A 12285-nucleotide genomic window follows, 5' to 3' on the forward strand; every position below is an offset into this window, starting at 1 on the left:
AATTAGTAAGAAATTGATATAATGGTTATATCTGCTACAGATAGAAGGTCCGTTGGTCAAGGGGTTAAGACACCGCCTTTTCACGGCGGTAACACGGGTTCGAATCCCGTACGGACTATTTTATCCGCCATAGCTCAGTTGGTAGTAGCGCATGACTGTTAATCATGATGTCGTAGGTTCGAGTCCTACTGGCGGAGTATAGATAAAAGGGAACACAGTTGTGTTCCTCTTTTTGTATCAATTTGTATCACCAAGCATCTTCATAAGGAAGTCTGTTATTTCTTGAGGACTTTCTTTTTTTCCATGTGCAATCCAAGTTTGGCAGACACCAAAAAGTGCGTGAGTTAGATAGATGCTACTGTATTCTAATTCAGTGGTATTGAGATTCAGTTGCATAAATCGCTTTTGTAAATCTGTACTGAGCATGATATGAAGTTTATTTCGTAAGAAATTTTGGATTTCTTTGGTCCCATTTTCAGAAAGAAGGGCAGCTAGAAGTGGTTCTGACTCTAGATATTCAAATACTTCTAGAATAGAGTCTCTTTTGTGATGAGCATGTTTTTGAAAAATATATTCAAATGTATGAAATAGTTTGCTTTGATAGTGCTCAATCATATCATACTTATCCTTATAGTGAGTATAGAAGCTGGAACGACTAATTCCGGCTTTTTCTGCTAACTTGACAGTAGAAATTTGATCAAATGGCTGTTCCATCAGTAATTGTACCATAGCATTTTCAATAGTTCGCTTTGTTTTTAAGCGTTTGTTACTTTCTTGCATATTTCCTCCTTGTAAACAAATTAGACTATCTGTCTAAAAATGGATTTTTTATCTTGTAATTTAGATTTTTTAATGTATAATCTATTATATCAAAATTTTAGACAATATGTTTAAAAAAGGAGAATCTATGTTTAAAGAATGGAAAGCAATTTTTAAAAAACCAACCTTTATTATTGTCATGATAGGGATTTCTCTTATTCCAGCTCTGTACAATATCATATTTTTGTCATCAATGTGGGATCCATATGGTCAGTTATCTGATTTACCTGTGGCAGTTGTCAATAATGATAAAGAAGCTTCCTATAACGGTAATACCATGGCTATAGGAAAAGACATGGTGTCCAATTTAAAAGAAAATAAAACCTTAGATTTTCATTTCGTGGATGAAGAGGAAGGAAAGAAGGGATTGGAAGATGGTGATTACTATATGGTAGTGACTTTACCAAGTGATTTATCTGAAAAAGCAGCTTCGATTTTAACAGATCATCCAGAGCAAATGCAAATCGATTATCAGACTTCAAGTGGTCATAGTTTTATTGCTAGCAAGATGAGCGATTCTGCGATGACACAATTGAAGCAGAATGTTTCTACAAATGTAACTGAGACCTATACTAAAGCCTTATTTGACAAAATAATCGATTTAAAGGATGGTATGAGTCAAGCAGCTTCTGGTAGTGAAAAATTAACTGATGGAGCGAATCAGTTAGTGACAGGAAGTCAAACATTAACTACTAACCTACACTCTTTAGCAGCTTCAAGTTTAACATTTTCAAATGGAACGGAGCAGTTTACTAAAGGATTATCCTCTTATGTCTCTGGTGTTGAACAACTTCATCTTGGCTTAGGGACTTTTAATAGTGGTTTAGTTACATATACTGGTGCAGTGAGTCAATTAGATAGCGGATTAGGTCAATTATCTTCTAAAAGTCCTGAATTAGTAAGAGGAATCAATCAATTATATACTGGTGTAGAATCCTATACTGGCGGTGTTTCTCAGCTTAATGCAGGTCTTACTCAATTTTCATCTGGTGTTAGTGCCTATACAAATAGAGTGGGAAATCTTGCAACAGGTGCTAGTCAGTTATCTAATCAATCAGCTACCCTTCGAATGGGGGTGGAGCAATTAAGTGAAGGGATTCAACAACTTTCTAGCAAGTTAGATGCTTCGTCTGAGCAAAAAGATCAAATCAATCAATTATCTTCTGGTCTGAATCAGTTAAATCAAGCTATTCAAAATATTGATGTTGGAGATACAAAACAATTGTCTTCTGTTTTATCAAATATAGTGTCTCTTTCTAATCAAATGTTAGCAAGTGCTCAGTCTGAAAAAGCAACTACATTAGCCAATATTCAATCGACAGCAGCTTATCAATCCTTGACAAGTGAGCAACAAGCTGAGATAAGTGCTTCTGTATCTCAAAATTCGACTGATAGTATTCAATCAGCTCAGTCAATTGTAGCTTTAGTACAAGGTTTACAGGGAGGTTTAGAAAGCTTACAAAATCAATCTTCAAATCTTTCGACGTTAAAAAATCAAGCTAATCAAGTATTACCGCGTGCTTCTACTTCTTTGACAGGATTGTCAAGTGGATTAACAGAAATACAGGGAGCAGTGACGAGTAAATTAGTTCCTGACAGTCAGTCGATTGCATCAGGTGTAAATGCATATACTGCAGGTGTTGATAAAGTTTCTCAAGGCGCAAGTCAACTAAGTGAAAAAAATTCCACCTTGACAGGTAGTTTGGATCAACTAGTTTCAGGCTCAAATACCTTGACACAAAAATCTTCTAGCTTGACAGCAGGAGTTGGTCAATTAGTTGAAAAAACTCCAGAATTAGTATCTGGTATTGAAAAATTATCAACTGGCTCTAACCAATTGAATCAAAAGAGTCAAGAATTAATGGCAGGAGTTGATAAATTACAATCAGGATCTGGTCAATTAGCAGACAAATCCAGTCAGTTACTTTCAGGTGCTTCTCAATTAGAGAATGGAGCTAATAAATTGGCAGATGGATCTGGGAAACTTGCAGAAGGTGGAACAAAGTTAACTTCTGGATTGGAAGATTTACAGACAGGAGTTGCTTCTTTAGGAAAAGGACTAAATAATGCTAGTGATCAACTCAAATCAGCATCTACGGAATCTCAAAATGCAGAGATTTTGTCAAATCCACTCAATCTTTCAAAAACAGACAATGATCAAGTTCCTGTAAATGGGATTGCTATGGCTCCTTATATGATATCAGTCGCTCTCTTTGTCGCTGCATTATCAACAAATATGATTTTTGCTAAATTACCTTCAGGTCGTCATCCTGAAACTCGCTGGGCTTGGTTCAAATCTCGCTTTGAGATAAATGGAGTTATAGCTGTTTTAGCCGCTGTCTTAGTCTATGGTGGCGTTCATCTTATTGGTCTAACAGCAAATCATGAAATGAGAACCTTATTCTTAATTATTATCGCAAGCTTAACATTTATGTCTATGGTAACTGCATTAACAACATGGAATAGCCGTATAGGAGCTTTCTTCTCTCTTATTTTGCTATTATTACAGTTAGCATCAAGTGCAGGTACCTATCCACTTGCTTTGACAAATAATTTCTTTAGAGCTATTAATCCTTGGTTACCAATGAGTTATTCAGTTTCGGGATTACGACAAACAATCTCTATGACAGGAAATATTCATCATCAAGTCATTTTCCTTGCTGTGATATTAGCCCTATTTACTGGTTTAGGTATGCTAGCCTATCGACCTAAGAAAATGGGAGAAGATTAAAAAAATCGACCAACTGGTCGATTTTTTATGTCTTAGATGACTTTCGTTTGTGATTATAGATTCCAAATAGTAAAAGAGAAGTAAAGGAACAGATTGCTCCAACAACAAACCCATTAGGAATAAAGGAAAGTGTAATAGTTCCTTTTCCCTTAGGAACGTCAACTTTTATAAAACCAGTTTGAGCTTGTTTAATTTCTATTTTCTTCCCATCTTGGTAGGCAGACCAGCCTTTGTCATAAGGAATGGTGAAGAAAATGGATGTATCTTGTTTGACATCATATGTAGCAAAGACCTTATTTTTAGAAGTTGATACTGTGACAGGTTGTTCTTTAATTTTTTGAATTGCCTCGGTGAAAGTTTTGGTATCTAAACGATAGAAGGTAGGAGATTCAAATGATACTTGTGAATTTCCAGGGAAACTAACATCAATATTGAAAGTTTTTTTCTCTTTTGTATAGCCTAGATTAAAGAAGGAGAAGACATTATCAGTTGTAAAAGTTTTCTTTTCTCCATTTACAAGGATGTCAACCTTCTTTTGTTTATCATTAGAAAAGTGAAGGTTTGTGAAAGAAAGATAAACTTGGCTGTTTTCTGGCACTTCAATTTGATACTGGATTGCTGCATCCTCATTTGAAGAACTTGTAACACTAATCAAATCATCAGTATTCTCTGCTTTTTCATAGGGTATTGGAGAAAAATAATCAAAATTGACGTTAGCAAGTTGATTTAAAAACGAGGCCTGATTATCCAAGGTATGTTCATTGAACTTGACATCATTGTAAATAGATTGACTAGCAAATGCAATCGGAAGAGAGTATTGATTTTCATATAGGGTAAGATTATCTTTTTGATAGATATCTTTAAAACCATACTTATCACTAGGACTGTCTGAGATATTGTACTGGATTCCAAATAAACTATCAGCCAAAATACTATTATTTGCATAACGGAGATTGAGATTAGTCCCAGAGGATTTAAACCCAAGTTTATCCAAAGTAGAGCTTGCTGAACGATTTCGAACAGATGAAAATTGAGAGATTCCATTGTAGTTGAATTTCATACTGTCATTTCCTGTCTGAGTCTCTAGTTTCTCAGTACGAGTAAATTGATTTCCAATATATGTTGAGAAAGATTCCATAGCTGGGATATCTCGATTATATGCACTTCGAGAAGCAAAGCCCCATTCTTTAGCAATTCCGTCCATTTGAGATGAAGCATTTAAACTTATTTCAATTATTATAAATAAAGAGATTAGAATGGTAAACAGATTCACAGATATAAACTTTTTGATAACTGCAAGGAGTAAAAGCGAATAGACAACCAAAAATTCAAGAGTAAGCAGAATATTCAAATCTGTTAAAAAAGAATAATGTGATTTTAGATAGATGGTAGCTAAAAATCCTGTTACTATAAGAAAAAGCGAAACTAAAAAATTCCAGATTTTAATTTCTTTCAGACGATTTAAGACTTCCGCTGCTGTGTAAATTAACAAGGTAGAGAAAATCCAAGCATAGCGATGTAAAAACATATTTGGAGTATGCATACCTTGCCAAAATAAATCAAGAGCTTCTATATAAAAGCTGGCAATTAGAAATGCAAAGAAAATTGCATAGATAAGTTTCACGTGAAACTTAATAGATTTCAGCGTAAAAAATAAAATGGTCAAAATAAAGGGAAGTAGTCCAACAAAAATCATTGGGATGGCCCCATACTTTGTTGTATCAAATGAACCAATGAATTGCTTAGCAAAAAGATCAAGATACCAGCTACTTTCAGTTTGAAACTTTGTAATTTCAGTTAATTTTTCCCCATGTGTCTGTAAATCAAATAGAGTAGGAAGAGTCAGAATCAAACTAGCCATACCAGCTAAAACGGAGGTGATTATGAAATCAAGAAAAGATGATTTTCGAGTTTTAAAGTCCCAAGAAATTTGACAGACATACCAGAGAATAAGAAACAATACTGTCATATAGCCAAAATAATAATTTTGAATAAACAAAATTGACAGACTTGTAAAGTACAATAGTAATTTCTTTTCAGTGATAAGTAGCTGTAAACCAGTTATAATTAAAGGAATCAAGATAAAAACATCTAGCCAAGTTTTTATCTCTAATTGACTGACAGTGAAACTCATCAGAGCGTAGGAAGTAGATAAAGCTAGTTTTAAAGGCTTAGGAATCGATTGAAATAATTTATTTAAACTAAAGTAAGTTGACAAACCAATCAATCCAAATTTTAAGAGAGTTGTCAGATAGACAGCATCTGGCATATTCGTTAGATCAAAAAAGTAAACTAGAGGTGAAAGGAAACTTCCCAAGTAATAACTAGATAGGGCATAGAAATTTAATCCGAGGCCACTTGTAAAGGTGTAAAACAGACTACCATTTTCATGTAGGATATTTCTTAGAGCTATATCAAAAATAACGTATTGATGAAAGCCATCTCCTAATAGAGGAGAATTGTCGCTATTCCAGTAGATACCTTGAGATAGATATACTCCTATCATAATGATTATGGGAATGATGAAAGAAACAAAATAGGTCCAATATGTTTTAAAAAATAATTTCATGTTACCTCATAAAATGTTAGAAAACTCAGCTGGTTAACCCAACTGAGTTTTGAAGTTTTATTTAGTCTTTCCAAAGTTCTTTAACTTTTGCTTGTACTTCTGCATTTTCTAGGAATTCATCATAGGTTTCATCGATACGGTCAATGACGCCATTTTTAGATAAGACAATGATATGGTTAGCTAGAGTTTGAATGAACTCGTGGTCATGACTGGCAAAGATGATTGATTCTTTGAAGTTTTTCAATCCATCGTTCAAGCTTGAGATAGATTCCAAGTCCAAGTGATTTGTTGGATCATCAAGTACAAGGACATTTGATTTTAAGAGCATGAGTTTTGAAAGCATGACACGAACTTTTTCTCCCCCTGACAAGACATTTACAGGTTTGTTAACTTCATCTCCAGAGAAGAGCATACGGCCGAGGAAACCACGTAGGAAAGTATTGTCATCTTCTTCTTTACTTGCGAATTGACGCAACCAGTCAAGGATTGACTCTCCTCCTGCAAAATCTGCCGAGTTATCTTTTGGCAAGTAAGAACGGCTAGTAGTTACTCCCCACTTGACAGTTCCTTCATAGTCAATGTCCCCCATTATTGCACGAATTAATGCAGTCGTTTGGATGTCATTTTGACCAATAAGAGCTGTCTTATCACCTGGACGCAAGATAAAGCTGATATTATCTAAAATAGTCTCACCATCAATCTTTACAGTTAGATTTTCTACTGTCAAGAGATCATTACCAATCTCACGTTCCGCTTTAAAGTTGATAAATGGATATTTACGACTAGATGGAACAATTTCTTCTAGTTCAATCTTATCAAGCATTTTCTTACGTGATGTTGCTTGTCTTGATTTAGAAGCATTGGCAGAGAAACGAGCAACGAACTCTTGCAATTGTTTAATTTTTTCTTCTGCTTTGGCATTACGGTCTGCTAGCAATTTAGCAGCGAGTTCAGAAGATTCCTTCCAGAAGTCATAGTTTCCGACATAGAGTTTGATTTTTCCAAAGTCAAGGTCGGCCATGTGAGTACATACTTTGTTTAAGAAGTGACGGTCGTGGGATACTACGATAACTGTGTTATCAAAGTCAATCAAGAAGTCTTCTAACCAAGTAATCGATTGGATGTCCAAACCGTTGGTAGGCTCGTCCAATAGAAGCACATCTGGTTTACCAAAAAGTGCTTTGGCAAGGAGAACTTTTACTTTTTCACCGTTGGCCAATTCGCTCATGTTTTGATAGTGCAATTCTTCTGGAATGTTTAGGTTTTGAAGGAGTTGAGAGGCTTCACTTTCTGCTTCCCAACCTCCAAGCTCGGCAAACTCTCCTTCGAGTTCGGCAGCACGCACTCCATCCTCATCTGAGAAATTTTCCTTCATGTAGATGGCATCTTTCTCCTTCATGATGCTATAAAGTTTTTCATTTCCCATGATAACGACATCAATGGCACGTTCGTCTTCATAGTCAAAGTGATTTTGACGAAGAACAGAGAGACGTTCATCTGGACCAAGAGAGATGTGACCAGTAGTAGGTTCAATATCTCCAGCTAAAATTTTTAAAAAGGTTGATTTTCCGGCACCATTAGCACCGATTAATCCGTAAGTATTTCCTTCTGTAAATTTGATATTGACATCATCAAAAAGTTTGCGATCACTAAAACGTAGTGAAACATCAGATACTGTAAGCAATGTTTTTCTCCTATATGTGTAATATATTTATTCTACTAGAAAATACGGAAATATTCAAATTTTTATCTGTCAATTTTGTGTAAATTAGATTTACAATATACTTTACACGAATCCGTAAATAGCAAGACTGATTTATTTTGATAAATTACGGTTATTTCATTAAAAAAATGCTATAATTGAAAGGACTATATCGGAGGAGAATAAAATGATTAAACCCATTATTTTAACAGGAGACCGTCCAACAGGAAAATTGCATATTGGACATTATGTTGGAAGTCTCAAAAATAGAGTTTTATTACAGGAAGAGGATAAGTATGATATGTTTGTGTTCTTGGCTGACCAACAAGCTTTGACAGATCATGCTAAAGACCCTCAAACAATTGTAGAGTCTATCGGAAATGTTGCTTTGGATTATCTTGCAGTTGGATTGGATCCGAATAAGTCAACTATTTTTATTCAAAGCCAGATTCCAGAGTTGGCTGAGTTGTCTATGTATTATATGAATCTGGTTTCATTAGCACGTTTGGAGCGTAATCCAACTGTCAAGACAGAAATTGCTCAGAAAGGATTTGGAGAAAGCATTCCGACAGGATTCTTGGTCTATCCAATAGCTCAAGCAGCTGACATCACAGCTTTCAAGGCTAATTATGTTCCTGTTGGGACAGATCAGAAACCAATGATTGAGCAAACTCGTGAAATTGTTCGCTCTTTTAACAACGCATATAACTGTGATGTCTTGGTAGAGCCGGAAGGTATTTATCCAGAAAATGAGAGAGCAGGGCGTTTGCCTGGTTTAGATGGAAATGCTAAAATGTCTAAATCACTCAATAATGGTATTTATTTAGCTGATGATGCGGATACTTTGCGTAAAAAAGTGATGAGTATGTATACAGATCCAGATCATATTCGGGTGGAAGATCCAGGTAAGATTGAGGGAAATATGGTTTTCCATTATCTAGATGTTTTTGGTCGTCCAGAAGATGCTCAAGAAATTGCTGACATGAAAGAACATTATCAACGAGGTGGTCTTGGTGATGTGAAGACCAAGCGTTATCTACTTGAAATATTAGAACGTGAACTGGGTCCTATTCGTGAGCGCCGTATTGAATTTGCTAAGGATATGGGAGAAGTTTATAATATGCTTCAAAAAGGTAGTGAAAGAGCGCGTGAAGTTGCGGGTCAAACCCTATCTGAGGTTAAAGGGGCAATGGGACTTCATTACTTCAAATAAGTTTATTTTACAAGAAACTATCATTTCTATCTCAAAGAAAAGATAGTTTTTTATTTACCCCTGTAACATTTGACAAATTTTTATAGAATGGTATGATAGATACAATATAAAAAGAGTCAAGCTCAAAAAGAAAGAAAAGAGGAAACTTCGAATGTCTAATTGGGACACTAAATTTTTGAAAAAAGGTTTTACCTTTGATGATGTATTGCTTATTCCAGCTGAAAGTCATGTGTTGCCTAACGATGCAGATTTAACAACTAAATTGGCAGATAATTTGACTTTAAATATCCCAATTATTACCGCTGCCATGGACACAGTTACAGAGAGTCAAATGGCCATTGCTATTGCTCGTGCAGGCGGTCTCGGAGTTATCCATAAAAACATGTCAATTGCTCAACAAGCAGAGGAAGTTCGTAAGGTAAAACGTTCTGAAAATGGAGTTATTATTGATCCGTTCTTCTTGACACCTGAACATACAATTGCTGAGGCTGATGAGCTTATGGGACGTTACCGTATCAGTGGTGTTCCAGTTGTTGAAACACTTGAAAATCGTAAATTAGTTGGTATTTTGACAAACCGAGATCTTCGTTTTATTTCAGATTATAACCAACCAATTTCAAATCATATGACCAGTGAGAATCTTGTGACTGCTCCTGTGGGTACAGATCTTACAACAGCTGAGAGTATTCTTCAAGAACACCGTATTGAAAAACTTCCTTTGGTAGATGAAGAAGGACGTCTTTCTGGCTTGATTACTATCAAAGATATTGAAAAAGTTATTGAGTTTCCAAATGCGGCTAAAGATGAGTTTGGTCGTCTTCTAGTTGCAGGTGCAGTAGGTGTTACTTCAGATACATTTGAACGTGCAGAGGCTCTTTTTGAGGCAGGAGCTGACGCAATTGTTATTGATACTGCGCATGGTCATTCTGCAGGTGTCTTGCGTAAAATTGCTGAGATTCGTGCTCACTTCCCAGATCGTACTTTGATTGCTGGAAATATTGCAACAGCTGAGGGTGCACGCGCACTTTATGAAGCGGGTGTAGACGTTGTTAAGGTTGGTATTGGACCAGGTTCTATCTGTACTACTCGTGTGATTGCTGGTGTTGGTGTTCCGCAAGTAACAGCTATCTACGATGCTGCAGCTGTTGCGCGTGAATATGGTAAAACGATCATTGCTGACGGTGGAATCAAGTATTCTGGAGATATTGTAAAAGCCCTTGCTGCAGGTGGAAATGCAGTTATGCTTGGATCAATGTTTGCTGGAACTGATGAAGCTCCAGGCGAAACTGAAATCTTCCAAGGACGTAAGTTCAAGACTTACCGTGGTATGGGTTCAATCGCAGCAATGAAGAAAGGTTCAAGCGATCGTTACTTCCAAGGTTCTGTCAATGAAGCAAATAAACTTGTTCCAGAAGGAATTGAAGGTCGTGTTGCTTATAAAGGTGCTGCAGCTGATATTGTCTTCCAAATGATTGGAGGTATTCGCTCTGGTATGGGTTACTGTGGTGCAGCTAACCTTAAAGAACTACACGATAATGCTCAATTTATTGAAATGTCTGGTGCTGGTTTGAAAGAGAGCCATCCTCATGATGTACAAATTACGAATGAGGCACCAAATTATTCTATGTAAAAAACAATGAAAAGAACTCCCGTGGAAACAGGAGTTCTTTTACAATATTGTCAATTGTAATTTACAGAAACTTTACCATCCTGAATAGTGAAGATACTTAGATTTTCTGGCAGATTTTGAAGATGGTCTAAGCTTGTTGTTGTGATAAAGGTTTGGATTGAACGAGAAATCGTTTCTAATAATTTTAGTTGTCTAGTGTTGTCAAGTTCGCTCATAACATCGTCAAGCAGTAATATTGGAGATTCTGTAGTAATGCTTTCCATTAACTCGATTTCTGCTAATTTTATAGAGAGGACGAGACTGCGATGTTGACCTTGACTTCCAAAACTAGCATCCATCCCATTTATATAAAAAGAAATGTCATCTCGATGAGGACCGACACCAGTATTCTTTTTAAATAAATCTCTGGATCTACTTTTTTCTAAAGCAATTTTGAAAGATTCGGATAAGTTTTGATTGTCAGTTATATTGACAGAAGATTGATAGGATATTGACAACTCTTCAATCTGATTAGAGAGTTCAAAATGTTTCTTACGCCCAAATGATTCTAGTTTTTTTATGAAATCTAAGCGGTGATTCATTACACGACATCCATAATCAACTAGCTGATCATCCAACACTGAAAGGAAGGTTTCATCTATTGTTTGAGCTGATTTTAGATAGGTATTTCTTTGCTTAAGAATATGGTTATAATTGGTTAAATCTGATAAATAGATTGGCTTAATTTGTCCAAGCTCCATATCAATGAATTTTCGTCGAACTGAAGGTGCTCCTTTAATTAGTTGTAAATCTTCAGGAGCAAATAAGACAACATTCATGTGTCCTACGTAATCTGAAAGTCGTGCCTGTTTTAAGTGATTCACTTTTGTCACACGTCCTTTTTGTGTTAGTTCGATTTCGAGAGGAATGGATCCAGTTTTTTTCTGAACAAGACCTGAAAGGTGAAGTTGTTCCTCATTAAAATGAATGAGATTTTTATCTGTTCGAGTTCGATGACTACGTGTTAAGGCTAAAAAATAGATAGCCTCTAACATATTTGTTTTACCTTGTGCATTGCGTCCTAAAAAGACATTTAATTTAGGATTAAAGTCTATTTTCGTCTCTTTGTAGTTACGAAAAGTCTTGAGAGATAGGTGTTGTAGCCACATGATTATCTACCAGGGAATCGCGGAGCTTGTTTGCTTTTGGGTGATGAAGTAGGTTTTGATTTATCTTTTTTTACACCCTTATTCATCTCCTTAACAAGTTTAGCAATTCGTTCTTTTTCAACTTTATCAGCTTGGTATTCCTCTTGCTCATCAGACGTAGGTTGTGTCAACAAGATGTCAATATTCATGTCAGGGATGTCAACTTTATCACCAATACGAAGTTTTTTACCACGACGACTCTCTAATTCCCCATTAAAGTAAACAGAATGTTCAGAGAGAAATGATTTGATAGCTCCTCCACTATGTGTAATTCCAAGTTCTTTGAGTAGTGCTTGGAGGGTAATAAATTCTTCAAATAATTTGTATTCCATAATTCACCTCAATCTTTGGTATTATACCATATTTTCCTAAAAATAGTGAGAGAAACAGGGAGAAATGTAAGCGATTTTTATTTCAAAAGTGTTACAGAGAAC

The 12285-nt window shown here is 35.8% G+C and carries 8 protein-coding genes and 2 tRNA genes; 5 read left to right on the forward strand and 5 right to left on the reverse strand.

Translation table 11 applies throughout. The annotated features are described in order from the left end of the window. Window positions 1-46: 46 nt before the first annotated feature. Both B7700_RS05560 and B7700_RS05565 read left to right on the forward strand, forming a co-directional pair. Window positions 47-118 (forward strand) — tRNA-Glu (locus B7700_RS05560). Window positions 119-123: 5 nt separating this feature from the next. After that, window positions 124-197: transfer RNA gene (locus B7700_RS05565), tRNA-Asn, on the forward strand. 40 nt (window positions 198-237) lie between these two features. Here the strand turns inward: B7700_RS05565 and B7700_RS05570 are convergent. Further along, window positions 238-780 carry a TetR/AcrR family transcriptional regulator gene (locus B7700_RS05570; RefSeq protein WP_084887660.1) on the reverse strand — a complete coding sequence of 181 codons (543 nt, stop codon included), beginning with the start codon at window positions 778-780 and terminating at the stop codon, window positions 238-240. Window positions 781-907: 127 nt separating this feature from the next. Here B7700_RS05570 and B7700_RS05575 point away from each other — a divergent pair, with 127 nt between their 5' ends. Continuing rightward, window positions 908-3550, forward strand: coding sequence for a YhgE/Pip domain-containing protein (locus B7700_RS05575; protein ID WP_084887662.1), 2643 nt, complete (start codon window positions 908-910; stop codon window positions 3548-3550). Window positions 3551-3575: 25 nt separating this feature from the next. Here the strand turns inward: B7700_RS05575 and B7700_RS05580 are convergent, their stop codons facing one another. Next, the gene (locus tag B7700_RS05580) at window positions 3576-6119 is read right to left on the reverse strand and encodes a YfhO family protein (protein WP_084887664.1); all 2544 of its coding nucleotides are present in this window, start codon (window positions 6117-6119) and stop codon (window positions 3576-3578) included. A gap of 61 nt (window positions 6120-6180) precedes the next feature. Beyond that, on the reverse strand, window positions 6181-7803 hold the full coding sequence (locus B7700_RS05585; protein WP_000958782.1) for an ATP-binding cassette domain-containing protein: 1623 nt from the start codon (window positions 7801-7803) through the stop codon (window positions 6181-6183). 205 nt (window positions 7804-8008) lie between these two features. On the opposite strand from B7700_RS05585, the gene trpS reads away from it, so the two are divergent. Together trpS and guaB are read left to right on the forward strand one after the other, a co-directional pair. Further along, entirely contained in the window at window positions 8009-9034 is a 1026-nt protein-coding gene (trpS, locus tag B7700_RS05590; protein WP_084887666.1) for a tryptophan--tRNA ligase, read from the forward strand. Between the two features lie 151 nt (window positions 9035-9185). Next, window positions 9186-10664, forward strand: a complete 1479-nt coding sequence (gene guaB / locus B7700_RS05595; RefSeq protein ID WP_084887668.1) for an IMP dehydrogenase — start codon at window positions 9186-9188, stop codon at window positions 10662-10664. Window positions 10665-10714: 50 nt separating this feature from the next. Here the strand turns inward: guaB and recF are convergent, their stop codons facing one another. Both recF and yaaA read right to left on the reverse strand, forming a co-directional pair. Then, window positions 10715-11812 (reverse strand): DNA replication/repair protein RecF, encoded by a 1098-nt coding sequence (gene recF, locus B7700_RS05600; RefSeq protein ID WP_084887671.1) that lies wholly within the window; start codon window positions 11810-11812, stop codon window positions 10715-10717. A 2-nt stretch (window positions 11813-11814) separates the two neighbouring features. Then, a complete protein-coding gene (yaaA, locus tag B7700_RS05605) occupies window positions 11815-12183 on the reverse strand; it encodes a S4 domain-containing protein YaaA (RefSeq protein WP_084887673.1) in 369 nt (122 codons plus the stop codon). Between the last annotated feature and the right edge of the window lie 102 nt (window positions 12184-12285).

The organism is Streptococcus mitis (assembly GCF_002096755.1).
GTDB lineage: Bacteria > Bacillota > Bacilli > Lactobacillales > Streptococcaceae > Streptococcus > Streptococcus mitis_AC.